The sequence below is a fragment of the Micromonospora sp. NPDC051006 genome, from assembly GCF_044456245.1.
In the GTDB taxonomy this organism is placed as follows: domain Bacteria; phylum Actinomycetota; class Actinomycetes; order Mycobacteriales; family Micromonosporaceae; genus Micromonospora.
Genome location: NZ_JBITFP010000018.1, coordinates 128,610 through 142,455, shown reverse-complemented (window position 1 = coordinate 142,455; position 13,846 = coordinate 128,610). Strand labels below are relative to the sequence as shown.

Sequence of the window (13,846 nt, the reverse complement as noted above, 5' to 3'; positions counted from 1 at the left end):
CCGTCCATCTACGGCGACCTGTCGTCGATCCGGTCCTGGATCAACACCCAGGTCGGTGGCCTGCCGTCCTGACCGGACGGCCACCCCGGACTCGGGGGGGGGGGGGGGGGGGGCCCCCCCCCCCCCCCCCCCCCCCCCCCCCCGCCGCTCGTCGTCCGGGGCGCAACCGGCTGCCCTGCTATCGTCGATGCGCAGATCACCGAAGAGGAGACCAGACATGGCGGGTGACGACGACATCTCCGGGTGAGCCCCGGATCTGATCGGCCGCCGGCACGTGCGCGCGAGCGCCGCCGCGGCCAACTCGTCGTCTCCTTCCCGTCTGCCGCCGGGCGCCCGGGCGCGCCCGCACTCCCGTCAAGGTCTCCGCACATGCCTCCATCAGCCCTGCTCGCACATGATCTTGTCCGTACCCTCGGCACCCGACGGGTGCTCGACGGCGTCTCGCTCACCGCCGCTCCCGGCCGCCGGATCGGCCTCATCGGCGAGAACGGCGTCGGCAAGTCCACCCTGCTCCGGCTGCTCGCCGGGGCGGACGAACCGGACGCCGGCACCGTGGTCCGCCCCGCGGACCTCGGCCACCTGCACCAGGAGATGCCGTTCGACCCCGGGTCGACGATCGCCGACGTGCTCGACGACGCGCTGCGCGAGGCTCGCGCCGACCTCGCCGCGCTCGACCGGATCAGCCAGGCTCTCGCCGAGACGCCCGAGGACTCCCCCGCCCACACAGAACTGCTCACCGCGTACGGGGCACGGCTCGACCGGGCCCAGGAGCACGAGGCGTGGGACGCCGACCGGCGCGCCGCGATCGTCCTCGCCGGGCTCGGCCTCGGCGGGACCGCGCCCGACCGTACGCTCGGCTCGCTCTCCGGCGGGCAGCGTGGCCGGCTCGCGCTCGCCGCCCTGCTGGTGCGGCGGCCCGCGGCGCTGCTGCTCGACGAGCCGACCAACCACCTCGACGACGCCGCCGCGGCGTTCCTCGAGGAGCAGCTGCGCGACCTGCCCGGCGCGGTGGTGCTGGCGAGCCACGACCGGGCCTTCCTCGACGCGGTCTGCACCGACCTGATCGACCTCGACCCGGCGGTCGACGGCCCGACCCGGTACGGCGGCAGCTACACCGCCTACCTGGGCGAGCAACGCGCCGAGCGGGAGCGCTGGCGGCGGCGCTTCGCCGAGGAGCAGGAGGAGCTGGCCGAGCTGCGTCTCGCCGTCGGCGAGACCGCGCACCGGGTGGCGCCGGGTCGGGCCCGCCGGGACAACGAGAAGATGGGGTACGGCCACACCGCCGGCCGGGTGCAGCACCAGATCTCCCGGCGGGTGCGCAACGCGGCCCGCCGCCTCGACGAGTTGGAGCGCGACCAGGTCCCCCAGCCACCGGAGCCGCTGCGGTTCCGCGCCGCGGCGCTCGCCGCGGGCGACGACGACGGCGGGCCGCTGCTCTCGCTGCGGCAGCTGCGAGTGCCCGGCCGGCTGACGCTCGACCGGCTGGACGTGACCGCCACCGACCGCCTCCTGGTCACCGGCGCCAACGGCGCGGGGAAGTCCACCCTGCTCGCGGTGCTGGCCGGACGGCTGGACGCGACCGGGGAGCTACGCCGGCGACCCGGACTGCGGGTCGGCCTGCTGGCCCAGGACACCCGGTTCGACACCCCGGAGCAGACCGTCCGGGACACCTACCAGCGGGCGCTGGGCGCCGATCGCGCCGAGGCCGTACCGCTGGCCTCGCTCGGGCTGATCCACCCGAACGACCTGGACAAGCGGGTCGGTGAACTCTCCGTCGGCCAGCGCCGCCGGCTCGCCCTGGCCCTGCTGGTCGCCGACCCGCCCGAGCTGCTGCTGCTCGACGAACCGACCAACCACCTCTCTCCTCGGCTCTGCGACGAGCTGGAGGAGGCGCTGGGCCCGGGCCCCGGCGCCATCGTCGTCGCCAGCCACGACCGGTGGCTGCGATCGCGCTGGGCCGGCCGGGAGATCCGGCTCTGACCGGCCCGGGCTGCGGCGAGCACGGGTTGTCTAGCGCCGCGTCGGCGGTTCGCGCGGCATCCTGTCGTACCGGGGCGGAAGGGTGATGGTCGGCAGCGGACGCCGGGTCCGCGCGACGGGAGGACGTGTCATGGCGTACGGCTACTTCGGTTCGATGCGGGCGCTGCCCGGCCACCGCGCGGAGGTGGTGGCCATCCTGCTCGAAGGCGTCGACGGTCTGCGGGCGGCCGGGTGCCACCTCTACGCGGTCGGCGCGTCGGAGACCGACCCCGACCAGATCCTGGTCAGCGAGATCTGGGAGTCCAAGGGGCACCACGACCGTTCGCTCCAGCTGCCCGAGACCAAGGAGGCCATCGCCCGCGCCATGCCGCTGCTCACCGGCGAGTTCGCCGGCCAGGAGATGACCGTGCTGGGCGGCCTCGGCGTCTGACGGCGCGGCGACCCGGCGGTCAGCTGCCGAGCCGGGTCCGCAGCGCCCGGATGCACCAGTCGAAGACCGGCGCCAGGCTCTCCGTCTGCGGCCAGCCGTTGACCACCGCGAGCAGCCGCAGATAGAGCTCACGGCGCGGGTCGCTCGCCGTTTCGAGCCGGGCCAGCAGCCGGCGGGGCAGGTCGGCGTCGTCGGGGCGGTCGCAGAGCCGGGCGTACCGGGTCAGGATCGCCGCCACGACGGCGTCGGCCTGCGGCGAGTCCGGGTCGACGCCGGCCGCCAGCGCCGGCCGGACCTCGGCGCGGACCACCGCCACGGCGTCGGGGCGTATCCCCGGCGTGCCGTCGCGGGCCCGGTCGGCGGCGTACTGCTCCGCCACCTGCCGCATCCGGGCGCGGAACTGCGGGTCCTGGGACAGCTCGGCCAGTTCGATCCAGGCCTGCAGCTGCTCCCCCTCGGGGTCGTCGGGCAGTTCGGGGGTCATCGAGCGCCTGATCCCGGCGAACGCCGGGTCGGCGTCCAGGCCGCCGAAGGCGACGTCGAGGAACTCGCCGATCAGGCGCCGTCGCTCGTCCTCGGAGAGCTTGGCCAGCTTGTGCATCAGGTTCATCTCCTCATCGGTGGGTCCGCGTCGGGCCACCGCGGTCAGCACCGCGCGTCGCAGCCGCAGCGTCCGGATCTGCACGGCGAGCGCGTCGGCGTGCGCCGCGGCCACCTCGGCGAGCGAGATCTCCCGCTCCAGGACCCGGCCGATGGTGGGCAGGTCCACTCCGAGGTCGCGCAGCGTACGCACCAGGTCCAGCCGGGCGACCGCCTCGAGCCCGTAGCGGCGGTGGCCGGCCGGGGTGCGCTCGCACGGCGGCAGGATCCCGCGGTCGGAGTAGAAGCGGATCGCCTTCACCGTCAGCCCGGTCCGCCGGGCCAGCTCGCCGATCGAGTAGCGCGCGTCGCCGTCCATGCGTCCACCCTCGCCTCTCCCCCTGCGGGAGGTTCAAGCCCTGCCCGCTTCACCACGACGCCGACCCCCACCATCCCGTACACCGCGGTCGCGGTCTTGCCGCGCTGACCGTCGGCACGGGGGGTGCGCGAGCCCGCGTGTCCCCCGGGCCGCTCATCCTCCACCGCCCGGCGAGGTGCGCGTCCGCGCACTGCCATAATCCGCCGGTGATCAACAACGCTGGCCCGAGCGGCGTCGCCCCGGCATCCCCTGCCATTCGGTCCGACACGAGACGGGCACGGGCACGGGCAGTGATCATGGCGCTGGCCGGCCTGATCGCGCTCGGCGGGGCCCACTACCGGCCATGGGTGTCGGTGCGTCCCGGGCGGGACGTTGTCCACCTCCTGCTGGGCCGCGACGCCCCGTCGACCGAGGTGCGCACGTACGCGTTGACGGACCTGCCCGGCTCCCTGGTCGCGCTGTACGTCGGCTGGCTCGGGCTGCTGGCACTGCTCGTCCTCGCGTGGCTACGCCCGCAGTGGCGCGATCTCCTCCGGCTGGTGCTCGGCGCGACGACCCTGGCACTGGTGGCGCTGACGTTCCTACCGAGCGGCGCCGCAGTGCGAGACAGCGGCTTTCCGGTGGCCGACCGACCCAGCACCGACTATCTCCAGGGCACCTGGCTCGGACTGGCCGGGACGCTGCTGCTCGCCGGAGCCGTCTCCGCCCTGCTGGCCGCGCCCCTGCGGGTCGCGACGAGCACCGCGGCGGGAGCGACTCCGGCGGCCACCGTCGCGGAACCAGGCGCCGATCCGGGGCACGAACCCGAGGCCACCGACCCGACGACTTCCGCACCGTCGGACGCCTCTGCGCCGGGCCGCGTCGAGCACGGCCAGCCGGCGGAGAGCGTCCCGGAGCCGATCGTGCTGACCCTGCCGGTGCCCGGCGCGTACCCGCGGAGAGCGGTGCCGCGGTGGCGCCGCCCGTTGCGGATCGGCGTCGTGACGGTCGCGCTGGTCGCCGCCGCGGCCCTGATCGGGGTGGTGGGTTGGAAACTCGCTCATCCGCCCGCACAAGCGAGCGACGCCGCCGGCGGCCTCGCCGCCCGGCTGGTCGCACCCCCGCAGGACGCGACACCCGGCCGTGGTCCCGCCGCCGACGACCAGGTTGATTTCACCCGGATCGTCTCGCTCGACCGCGGCCCGGGGGCGCTGCTACTCGTGACGCAGCTGACCGAGGTACGGCACGCGGCCAGCGCGGCCTGGACCGAGCCGAACTCCGCGGCGAGGACGGTCGTCCTGCTCCAGTTCGACACACCGACGCTCGCCGAGGAGTTCGCGACGTCCTACGCCGACCTGGAGCGGAGCCTCCGCGCCCCGGCGGGGGAGGTCACTCTGAAGTCCGTGCCCGGGGCGACAGCGTTCGTCGGCCCCAGCGGTGACGACGTGAGCCTTCCCGAGGTGCACGCCGTCGCGCAGCGCGACGACATCGTCCTGCTCGTCACCGCCGGCGGCGCCGGCTCACACGACGTCACCGCCGCCGAGTCCCTGCTCCGTCAGCAGTACGACCGGCTGTGACCGCTCCCCCGCCGGGTGGAGGCCCGGTGATCTTCACCATGCCGGGTCGCCGTCGTCCGGGACCCGCGTAGATTCGGTGCCACCGGAATCGGCTGCACCCGAGCGTCGACCGGGAGACGGAGGGCGACATGGCGGGGAAGACGCAGACGCCGTTGCGGGTGGGTCTGCTGGGCTACGGACTGGCTGGCCGGGTGTTCCACGCCCCGCTGATCGCCGCGACGCCGGGCCTGCGCCTGCACGCCGTGGTCACCCGCGATCCGGAGCGACGCCAGCAGGTCCGGCACGACCACCCGGACGCGCGCCTGGTCGACGACGTCGACCTGCTGTGGCGCTCTCCCGAGGCGCTCGACCTGATCGTGGTCGCAACGCCCAACCGGCTGCACGTACCGATGGCCCGGGCGGCGGTGGCCGCGGGGCTGGCGGTGGTGGTCGACAAGCCGCTCGCCGCCACCGCCGCGGAGAGCCGGGACCTCGTCGCCGAGGCGGACCGCCTCGGCGTACCGCTGACCGTCTTCCAAAACCGCCGCTGGGATGGCGACTTCCTGACCGCCCGCCGCCTCGTCGAGGAGGGCGCGCTGGGACAGGTGACCCGGTTCGAGTCCCGCTTCGAGCGGTGGCGTCCGGCCATCAAGCCGGGCTGGCGGGAGAGCGCCACCCCGGACGAGGCCGGTGGCGGCCTCTTCGACCTGGGCGCCCACCTCATCGACCAGGCCGTGCAGTTGCTCGGCCCGGTGCACAGCGTCTACGCGGAGGTCGACCGCCGCCGGCCGGGCGCGCAGGTCGACGACGACGCGTTCGTCGCGCTGACCCACGCCGGCGGTGTCCGCTCACACCTCTGGATGAGCGCGGTCACCCCGCAGCTCGGGCCCCGGCTGCGGGTCCTCGGTGACCGGGCCGGCTACACCACGTACGGCCTGGACCCGCAGGAGGAGGCGCTGCGCGACGGCGGTCGGCCGGGCACGCCGGGCTGGGGCGAGGTCCCGCCCGAGCGCTACGGGCGGCTCGGCGTGGACGGTGACCTCCGGCCGGTGCCCACCGAGGCGGGCCGGTACCAGAGCTTCTACCAGCAGGTGGCGGCGGCGCTGCGGGACGGCGGGCCGATGCCGGTCGACCCGCGCGACGCGGTGGACACCGTCGCGCTGATCGAGCTGGCCCACCGGTCGGCCGAGGAGGGCGCGGTGCTTCCGGTACCGCCGAGGTGACCGTGGACTACTACGTGATCCTCGGGTCGGCGCCCGGGCGTCGGGCCGCCGCCGAGACGATCGTGGTCGAGGAGTTCACCCACGCCACCGACTGGACCACGTCGGGGCTGCACAGTGCGGGTTGGGCGCCGGATGCCGGCTGGCGGAGCGCCGCGTCGGTCAGCCGGGGCATGCGCGCCGACCCGCGGCTGCGCGCCCGGGTCGTACCGGTCACCCGCGACGGCGCGGACGAGGTTCATGGCCAGCTCGGCGGCGGGCCGTTGCCGGCCGAACCGGCGCTGCGCGGCCACTTCCGCGACCAGCAGAGCCTCCCGGCCAGCACGCCGTTGCGGCTCGGCCCCGCCGAGGTACCCGAGGGTTTCCACGAGCGGCGGGTCTACCGGGTCCTCTTCGCCGGCGACCTGCCCGTGGACCGGTTGACGAACCTCGCCGCGCACTGGCGGCCGACGGCCGGTCACAGGCCCAGTGACCCGGCACCCGGTGGTCGGCGGCGGGTCGGCCGCGACGAGCACAGCTGGACCCTGCGCCGGGTCGGTCGCGACATCGCCTGGGCCCTCGACCTGACCTCGCTGCTGGCGACCACCACCGACCACACCGTCGGGCCGATCCTGCACGAGCTGACCTCCGTCGTACGGCTGCGAGGGCTCGTACCCGTGACCACCGAACGTTTCGCCTGACGGCCGACCCGAGCCGGACGGCGGGCAGCCTGCCTGCCGGTGCGGGCGGATAATGGCCGGATGGCGAACGGCCGCTGGGCAGGCGAGCCACGCCGAGTCCAGCTCATGCTCACCGCGGCCGTGCTCGTCTTCGCCTACGGCACCGTGGTGCACCTGGTCCAGCTGTGCACCGGCGGGCTACGGCCGTACCCCGCGCTGCCGGCGTGGCTGGCGCTCTACTTCACCTCGCTGACCGTGCTGGATCCGCTGGCCGCGGTGCTGTTGTGGACGCGCCGGGCGGCGGGACTGTGGCTCGGATGCGCCGTGCTGGTCACCGACTCGGCGGCGAACGCCTACGCCAACTACGTGCTGGACGCCACGCCCGGGGTCACGCCGGGACGGATCGGGCAGGCGGTGATCACCTTGCTCGCGGCCGCCCTGGTCGGGGCGGCCGCCCGGCTGGCCCCGTGGATGCGGCCGGCGCACCCCGCTCGGTCACCCGCCCGGCCTTGACCGCTCAGTGCTGGGGCTGGCGGCGTCGGTGGGAGAGGTCGCCATGGTGGTGCGCACCCGGGTGCGAGTGCGGATCGGTGTGGACGGTGGCGCTGGTCAGGCGGGGCACAGCGTGCGTGAGCTGGTGTTCGGCGTCGGCGGCGATCTCGTGCGCGGCAGTGAGCGTGAGGGTGCCGTCGACGACGAGATCCGCCTCCGCGTGCAGGTGGTGGCCGATCCACCGCAGCCGGACCGCGGCCACGTCCCGGACCCCGTCGACGGCGCGCAGGGTGGTCTCCGCCTGGTCCACGAGACCCGGGTCGACCGCGTCCATCAGCCGCCGGTAGACCTCGCGCGCCGCGTCCTTGAGCACGAAGGCGATGGCGACGGCGATGACCAGGCCGATCACCGGGTCCGCCCAGTGCCAGCCGACCGCGGCGCCGCCGGCCGCCGCGACGACCGCGAGCGAGGTGTAGCCGTCGGTGCGGGCGTGCAGGCCGTCGGCGACCAGGGCGGCGGAGCCGATCCGCCGGCCGACGCGAATCCGGTAGCGGGCCACCAGCTCGTTTCCGGCGAAACCGACCAGGCCGGCCACGGCCACCCAGGGCAGATGGTCGATCTCGGCGGGTCGCAGCAGCCGGGTGACCGCGGTCCCGGCGGCGAACAGGGCCGAGCCGGCGATGACCGCGACGATGACGATGCCGGCCAGGTCCTCCGCCCGGCCGTAGCCGTAGGTGTAGGCGCGGGTCGCCGCCCGCCGGCCGAGCAGGAACGCGATGCCGAGGGGCACGGCGGTCAGGGCGTCGGCGATGTTGTGCAGGGTGTCGCCGAGCAGGGCGACCGAGCCGGAGAGGACGACGATGACGACCTGGGCGGCGGCCGTGGCGCCGAGCCCGACCAGCGAGATCCACAATGCCCGCAGTCCGTCCCGGGATGCCTCCAGCGCGGAGTCGACTGTGGACCCGGGGTCGTGCGAGTGCGGGACGACGGCGTGCCGCAGCCGGTGCCACGCGCGGCCGAGCGGGCCGTCGTGCCGGTGCCGCCGGTCGGATCCGTGGGGATCTGGAGTCTGCTCGTGCTCGTGGCCGTGCACCCGTTCCCCCAACCGTCGGGAGGTCCGTTCACCGCCGGTCACCTTAGGCGCCCGGGTGCCTGCGCGACAACGTTGCAGCTGCCACTGAGCTGCAACAACGCTCCCGTACCGGCCCTTCCGCAGTGGGGTTCTCGGTGCGGAAGGGCCGGTCGCTCGCCTGCGTTGCGGCAGTTGGCCGCCGCCGGCCGAGGTCAGAAGGAGTACGGGCCGAACCGGCCCCAGGCGACCACGGCCGAGAGTACGAGCAGCACGACGTTGGCCGCGAGGCCCGGGTATTCCCGGCGGCGCCCGTGCACGACGATCGCGCCGACCATGGTGATCACCAGACCGAGCGCGGCGAGCGGCACCAGCACGGGTGCGATGTCGAGCAGGGCCGGCAGGATCAGCCCGATCGCGGCGAGCACCTCCAGACCACCGATGATCTTGATCGTCTCGGGGCGGTAGTTCTCCGCCCAACCCAGGCCGGAGGCGACCAGCTTCTCCTTCGGCCGGACGAGCTTCATCAGCCCGACGCCGAGGAAGAGGACGGCCAGCACGGCCGCGATGATCCACAAGACGATGTTCATGGGGCTCCACCCTGTTGTCACTTCAAGCGGGGAGCGGAACCTACGCCGGCCTTACTTCAAGGTGCAAGTGACGCATGGATGAGCGAGCTGGCGGTGCGCCGAGGGGTCGCTCTCACGGCTGTCCCAGGTGGTCGGCCGGCTCGAGCGCCGAGGCTGGGTACGACGCACACCCGATCCGACCGACGGCCGCTACACCCTGGCCGTCCTCACCGAGCAGGGCTGGGCCAAGGTCGTCGAGACCGCGCCGGGGCACGTGGCGGAGGTCCGGCGGCTCGCCTTCGACCCGCTGACCAGAGCCCGACAGCGCCAACTGCGCGAGATCGGCCGGCGCATCGGGCGGGCCGTCGACCCGGACGCGCCGTGCCCGGGCGACCGGTTCGGATGATCGGGAAGCGGTCGACGTGTCCGCCAGTCAGAAACGCCGGCCACTCGGCGGCACAGCCGGTGACCGCTGCCGCCCGGCGTCGCTCACGGCGTCCCGCCGTCGGCCAACGACGGCCCGGCCGCCGCCGGCAGCAGGTGGCGGACCTCCGGTTCGCCCTCGGCGAGACGCCGGGCACGGTCCTCCGCCTCCTGGTCGGCACCCGTCAACCGCCCGCCGTGCTGGCGCAGGTGCTCGTCCCAGGAGGGCACCAGGTAGACCTCGACGAAACGGTCCGGGGCCTCCCCCTCGCGGAACAGCCCCCAGCGCATCGCCCCGGTGCGCTGTCGTGAGCCGCGCACCAGGTCCATCGCGTCGAGGAACTCCTGCTCCCGGTCGCGCCGGACGAGGTAGCTGACCACCACCAGCACCGGCCCGACCCGGGGATCCGGCTCGTGCGCCAGTCGCAGCCGGGGCCAGTAGGTCGCCGGGTCCCTGTTCACCCCCCGCAGCTCGGGCAGCGGCCAGATCTGCGAGGTCACCGAGCCGATCAGCATCAACACTCCGGCCACGATCAGCGCGTCGACCAAGCCGGCGAGGTCCGCCAGCAGACCCCAGGCGAACGCGCCCACCGCCTGGCCGCCGGCGAAGACCACCTGGTAGACGGCGAGGCCGCGGGCCCGCACCCAGCCGGGCAGGAAGAGCTGCATCTCGGCGTTGACGTTGGCGAGCACGACCACCCACGCCAGGCCGGCCGGCAGCAGGGCGACGAGCACCACCGGCACGACCTTGACCGTCGCCACCACGATCAGCGCCGCGCCGTAGAGCACCCCGGCCACCAGCAGGAACTGGTTCGCCGACAGCCGGGTCCGGACCCACGGCAGCAGCACGCCGCCGACGATCGCGCCCACCCCGAGCGCGGCCAGCAGCATGCCGTACCCACTGGAGTCCAGGCCGAGCCGCCGATTGGCCACCAGCGGGAGCAGCGCCCACAACGCGCTGCCCGGCACCAGGAACACCAGCGCCCGCCGGAGCAGCCGGCGGACGATCGGCGAGTGCCGCACGTACCGCCCACCGGCGCGCAGCGCGGCGGTGAACCGTTCGGGCACCTCGACGGCCCGGGCGTTACCTGGTCGCCACCGGACCAGCGCCAGCGCGAAGATTCCGAAGGCCACCGCGTTCAGTCCGAAGACCGGCGCGACGCCGGCCCGGGAGATCAGCACGCCGGCGACGGCGGGTCCGACAGCCCGCGCCACGTTGACGCTGATCGAGCCGAGCGCCGAGGCCGCCCGCAGCTGCTCCCGGGGCACCAGTTCCGGGATCACCGCCGCCCAGGCGGGCAGGGTGAGCGCCTGCCCCACGCCGAAGGCGAAGGTGAGCGTGAGCAGCAGCGCCGGCGGCATCCGGCCGGTCGCGGTGAGCAGGGTCAGCCCCACCGCCACCACGACCAGGAAGAGCTGCACCGAGATCAGCAGGTTCCGGCGGTCGAACGTGTCGGCCAGCGCGCCGGCCGGCAGCGCCAGCAGCAGGACCGGCAGCAGGCTGGCGGTCTGCACCAGGGCGACCAGCGTCGAGGCGTTCCGCTCGTCGATCAGCAGCCACTGGGCGCCGACCGTCTGCATCCAGGTGCCGACGTTGGCGGCGAGCAGGGCGAGCCAGAGGTTGCGGTAGACCGCCGTCTTCAGCGGCGCCCACGCCGAGACCGGGGCCTCGGCGGTGGTGCCACCGGGCGTCACCACCGCCCGTCGGCGCGCAGCACGCGCTCACCGGAGACGTAGAGGTCGTCGGGGGCCAGCCGGAGCAGCCGGACGAGTTCGGGGGCCACCTGCTCGGGCAGCGCGTACACCTCGTCGAGGAACTCGTCACCGACCCGCTCCTGCAACCGGGTCGGCATCGGCCCGGGGTGCAGCTGCATCACCTTGACCCGGTTACTGTGCTGCGCTTCGGCGACCGACTCGATCAGGCTGGCGCCGTAGCTCTTGGTGGCTCGGTAGACGGGGATGCCGGGGCGGGGCTGCGTCACCGCCATCGCGCCGACGTAGACCACGTTCCCGAAGCCCTGCCGGTGCAGGTGGTCCAGCGCCTCCTTCAACACGTACGTCGTGCCGAGCGCGTTGACCTCGACGGCCCGCCGGATGCGCTCCGGGGTGAGGTCCGCCAGGTCCCCACCGGCCCACATCGAGGCGCAGAGGGCCACCGCGTCGATCGTGCCGTACCGGTCGGCCACCTGAGCGAAGGCGTCCCGCACCTGCTCGTAGGAGGACGTGTCGCAGACTCCTCCGTCGCAGCCCAGCTCGCCGACCGCCGCGTCGATCTCGTCCGGCACGTCGCCCAGCACCACCACCTGGTCCTCGTTCGCGAGCAGCCGGGCGGTCGCGAGCCCGAGCCCGCTGGTGCCACCCACCACCACGACGGTCCTGGCGCCCATGTCCCTCCAGCCCTCGCCAACCGGAAACGCCTGAGGCTTCCCGCTCCGGTCGGCTCCACACCGATTCCGCCGCGCCCGGACCGCCGGGCGATCGGGACAGCCGGCGCCCGGTCGGGGCGGCGGTGTCAACCTGTCTGGAACGGGCCGAAGGCGTGCCGGACCACCCGGTTGGCCGCGTCCTGGTCGAGACCGGCCGCCACCATCAGGTCACTGGCGGCGGTACGGACCTGGGCGACCAGGACCGAACCGGAGAACCCGACGCCGGCCCGGTACGCCCGACCCGCGGCCGAGACCGCGCGACACATCTGCTCCCGCGCCTCGTCCGGTTCGTCCGCCGTGGTGAACTCGCGGCGCAGCACCCGCACCGCCTCCGCCAGTGCCGACACCGCCTCCGGCAGGGCGTCGGGCACCGGCTCGTCGTCCTCGATCAACGTCACGGTGCGGCGGATCAGGGTCCCGCTGTTACGCATCGCCCGGTCGATAGGCTCCACCGCCTGCGCGTACCGACCCACCGGGCCCTCCCGGCTCTCCCACCGCACCGGGGAGAGGGTGCTCGCCTCCCGCGCGGCCTGCGCGGCCTCGGTGAAGGCGCCCATCTCACTCTTGTTGTCCCGCAGCCGGTCGAGGGCCGTCTGCGCGGCGGCGGCGTCCCGGTGGATCAGCGCCTCGGCGGTGGCGTCGAGCTGGGCGATCAGCAAGTCCAGTGCCGGGACGGCCGCCCGGTTGATCACCCGCAGCGGGTTCAACGGCAGCAGCACGGCGGTGACCGCGAGCGACACGGCGCCGCCGACGAGTGCGGCGAAGAACCGGGGGATCTCCAGGTTCGGCACCGCCGAACTGAGCGTGCCGATGAGCACCGCGGTCGCGGCCGCCTGGACCACCACCGCCGGGCTGCCGCCGACGAGCACCGACACGACGATCGCCAGCACCACGACCAGGCCGAGCTGCCACGCCCCGGCCCCCAACAGAAATATCAGCAGGTCACCGATGAGCACACCGACGGAGACCCCGACGATCAGCTCGACGGTGCGGCGCAGCCGCTGGCCCGCCGACGCCGCCAGCGCGATCACCGCGGAGACCGGGGCGAAGACCGGCTGCGCGATGTGCAGCAGACTGTCGGCCACCCACCAGGACAGGCCAGCCGCCAGCCCGGCCTGCACGGCCAGCCCGACACCGGCACGTACCCGTCGCAACCGGTCGCGCAGCGTCCTGGCCGTCCGGCGCCGCGCCTGCGCGAGAGCCGCCGTCACACCGTCGCCGTGGGCACTGGCACCGGCCGAATCGCGGTCACTTCCCCGCGCACCGGCGTAGGCCACGGCGGCACCTACCCGGTGTCGACCGGATGAATCATCACCGCGCCCGTCTCGTTTGCGCCTGCCGGCCTCGGGAAGGCCACCGGGAACGAACTAACCAGGTGCCACCGTCGGCGTCGGCGCCGCGAAGGGAGTTCGCCATGGCTGACAACCAGCGCCCACTGTCCGGCAAGCGGATCGCGGTCCTCGCCACGGACGGGGTGGAGGATATCGAGTACACCAGCTCCCGCAACGCCGTCGAACAGGCCGGCGCCGAGGTCCACCTGATCTCCCTGCACCCTGGCGAGATCCAGGCCATGAACCACGACATCAACCCGGCGAACCGCTACCCGGTGGACCGGCAGGTCGAGCAGGCCGACCCGGCCGACTACGACGGCCTCATCCTGCCCGGCGGGACGGTCAACCCGGACCGGCTCCGGATGAACGAAACGGCGATGGCGTTCGTCCGGGCGTTCTTCCAACAGGCCAAGCCGGTGGCGGCGATCTGTCACGGCCCGTGGTCGCTGGTCGAGACCGGCATGGTCAACGGCCGCACGGTCACCTCGTACCCGAGCCTGCGGACGGACATCCGCAACGCGGGTGGAAACTGGGTCGACCAGCAGGTCCAGGTCGACAACGGCCTGGTCACCAGCCGCCGCCCGGACGACCTGCCGGCGTTCTGCGTCAAGCTGGTGGAGGAGTTCGCCGAGGGTCGGCGCACCGGCCGAATGGCCACCGCCTGATCCGACGCGCCGGCCGGGCCGGGGGCACCACTTTCCGGGTCTGGGGCCGGCGCCCGTCCGTGCGCGGACCGCCGGTGGCCGGTGCGCGA

Annotated in this window: 14 protein-coding genes; 8 read left to right on the top strand and 6 right to left on the bottom strand. The window is 74.2% G+C overall.

What is annotated here, in order from left to right; translation table 11 throughout:
• Positions 1 to 369 precede the first annotated feature (369 nt).
• Both ACIBBA_RS24280 and ACIBBA_RS24275 read left to right on the top strand, forming a co-directional pair.
• A complete protein-coding gene (locus ACIBBA_RS24280; RefSeq protein ID WP_396700264.1) occupies positions 370 to 1,980 on the top strand; it encodes an ABC-F family ATP-binding cassette domain-containing protein in 1,611 nt (536 codons plus the stop codon).
• A gap of 130 nt (positions 1,981 to 2,110) precedes the next feature.
• The gene (locus tag ACIBBA_RS24275; RefSeq protein WP_396700263.1) at positions 2,111 to 2,410 is read left to right on the top strand and encodes a putative quinol monooxygenase; all 300 of its coding nucleotides are present in this window, start codon (positions 2,111 to 2,113) and stop codon (positions 2,408 to 2,410) included.
• Positions 2,411 to 2,429: 19 nt separating this feature from the next.
• Here ACIBBA_RS24275 and ACIBBA_RS24270 read toward each other — a convergent pair whose 3' ends face one another.
• A complete protein-coding gene (locus ACIBBA_RS24270) occupies positions 2,430 to 3,368 on the bottom strand; it encodes a MerR family transcriptional regulator (RefSeq protein ID WP_396700262.1) in 939 nt (312 codons plus the stop codon).
• Between the two features lie 296 nt (positions 3,369 to 3,664).
• Between ACIBBA_RS24270 and ACIBBA_RS24265 the strand changes: the two genes are divergently transcribed.
• The 4 genes from ACIBBA_RS24265 (at position 3,665) to ACIBBA_RS24250 (ending at position 7,295) form a co-directional block, all read left to right on the top strand.
• Entirely contained in the window at positions 3,665 to 4,924 is a 1,260-nt protein-coding gene (locus tag ACIBBA_RS24265; protein WP_396700261.1) for a hypothetical protein, read from the top strand.
• 128 nt (positions 4,925 to 5,052) lie between these two features.
• The gene (locus tag ACIBBA_RS24260) at positions 5,053 to 6,126 is read left to right on the top strand and encodes a Gfo/Idh/MocA family oxidoreductase (protein ID WP_396700259.1); all 1,074 of its coding nucleotides are present in this window, start codon (positions 5,053 to 5,055) and stop codon (positions 6,124 to 6,126) included.
• Between the two features lie 2 nt (positions 6,127 to 6,128).
• Positions 6,129 to 6,803 carry a hypothetical protein gene (locus tag ACIBBA_RS24255; protein ID WP_396700258.1) on the top strand — a complete coding sequence of 225 codons (675 nt, stop codon included), beginning with the start codon at positions 6,129 to 6,131 and terminating at the stop codon, positions 6,801 to 6,803.
• A 60-nt stretch (positions 6,804 to 6,863) separates the two neighbouring features.
• A complete protein-coding gene (locus ACIBBA_RS24250) occupies positions 6,864 to 7,295 on the top strand; it encodes a hypothetical protein (RefSeq protein ID WP_396700257.1) in 432 nt (143 codons plus the stop codon).
• A gap of 4 nt (positions 7,296 to 7,299) precedes the next feature.
• Here ACIBBA_RS24250 and ACIBBA_RS24245 read toward each other — a convergent pair whose 3' ends face one another.
• Entirely contained in the window at positions 7,300 to 8,409 is a 1,110-nt protein-coding gene (locus ACIBBA_RS24245; RefSeq protein ID WP_396700256.1) for a cation diffusion facilitator family transporter, read from the bottom strand.
• A gap of 149 nt (positions 8,410 to 8,558) precedes the next feature.
• The gene (locus ACIBBA_RS24240) at positions 8,559 to 8,933 is read right to left on the bottom strand and encodes a DoxX family protein (RefSeq protein WP_396700255.1); all 375 of its coding nucleotides are present in this window, start codon (positions 8,931 to 8,933) and stop codon (positions 8,559 to 8,561) included.
• Positions 8,934 to 9,060: 127 nt separating this feature from the next.
• Between ACIBBA_RS24240 and ACIBBA_RS24235 the strand changes: the two genes are divergently transcribed.
• On the top strand, positions 9,061 to 9,318 hold the full coding sequence (locus ACIBBA_RS24235; protein WP_396700254.1) for a MarR family winged helix-turn-helix transcriptional regulator: 258 nt from the start codon (positions 9,061 to 9,063) through the stop codon (positions 9,316 to 9,318).
• Positions 9,319 to 9,401: 83 nt separating this feature from the next.
• On the opposite strand, the gene ACIBBA_RS24230 is transcribed toward ACIBBA_RS24235, so the two are convergent.
• The 3 genes from ACIBBA_RS24230 to ACIBBA_RS24220 all read right to left on the bottom strand — a co-directional run bounded on the left by ACIBBA_RS24230 (position 9,402) and on the right by ACIBBA_RS24220 (position 12,972).
• On the bottom strand, positions 9,402 to 11,030 hold the full coding sequence (locus ACIBBA_RS24230; protein ID WP_396700253.1) for an MFS transporter: 1,629 nt from the start codon (positions 11,028 to 11,030) through the stop codon (positions 9,402 to 9,404).
• Positions 11,027 to 11,722, bottom strand: coding sequence for an SDR family NAD(P)-dependent oxidoreductase (locus ACIBBA_RS24225; RefSeq protein ID WP_396700252.1), 696 nt, complete (start codon positions 11,720 to 11,722; stop codon positions 11,027 to 11,029). Before ACIBBA_RS24225 ends, ACIBBA_RS24230 begins: the two co-directional genes overlap by 4 nt.
• Before the next feature lie 125 nt (positions 11,723 to 11,847).
• Positions 11,848 to 12,972, bottom strand: a complete 1,125-nt coding sequence (locus ACIBBA_RS24220; protein ID WP_396700250.1) for an aromatic acid exporter family protein — start codon at positions 12,970 to 12,972, stop codon at positions 11,848 to 11,850.
• A 203-nt stretch (positions 12,973 to 13,175) separates the two neighbouring features.
• Here ACIBBA_RS24220 and ACIBBA_RS24215 point away from each other — a divergent pair, with 203 nt between their 5' ends.
• Positions 13,176 to 13,757: a type 1 glutamine amidotransferase domain-containing protein gene (locus ACIBBA_RS24215; RefSeq protein ID WP_396700249.1), complete on the top strand. Its 582-nt coding sequence runs from the start codon at positions 13,176 to 13,178 to the stop codon at positions 13,755 to 13,757.
• The last annotated feature ends 89 nt before the right edge of the window (positions 13,758 to 13,846 follow it).

Bases quoted from the DNA above. Each gene is read 5' to 3' on its own strand.
- ACIBBA_RS24225 (WP_396700252.1), bottom strand. From the start codon at position 11,722: ATGGGCGCCAGGACCGTCGTGGTGGTGGGTGGCACCAGCGGGCTCGGG.
- ACIBBA_RS24265 (WP_396700261.1), top strand. From the start codon at position 3,665: ATGGCGCTGGCCGGCCTGATCGCGCTCGGCGGGGCCCACTACCGGCCA.
- ACIBBA_RS24250 (WP_396700257.1), top strand. From the start codon at position 6,864: ATGGCGAACGGCCGCTGGGCAGGCGAGCCACGCCGAGTCCAGCTCATG.
- ACIBBA_RS24275 (WP_396700263.1), top strand. From the start codon at position 2,111: ATGGCGTACGGCTACTTCGGTTCGATGCGGGCGCTGCCCGGCCACCGC.
- ACIBBA_RS24215 (WP_396700249.1), top strand. From the start codon at position 13,176: ATGGCTGACAACCAGCGCCCACTGTCCGGCAAGCGGATCGCGGTCCTC.
- ACIBBA_RS24240 (WP_396700255.1), bottom strand. From the start codon at position 8,933: ATGAACATCGTCTTGTGGATCATCGCGGCCGTGCTGGCCGTCCTCTTC.
- ACIBBA_RS24270 (WP_396700262.1), bottom strand. From the start codon at position 3,368: ATGGACGGCGACGCGCGCTACTCGATCGGCGAGCTGGCCCGGCGGACC.
- ACIBBA_RS24260 (WP_396700259.1), top strand. From the start codon at position 5,053: ATGGCGGGGAAGACGCAGACGCCGTTGCGGGTGGGTCTGCTGGGCTAC.
- ACIBBA_RS24280 (WP_396700264.1), top strand. From the start codon at position 370: ATGCCTCCATCAGCCCTGCTCGCACATGATCTTGTCCGTACCCTCGGC.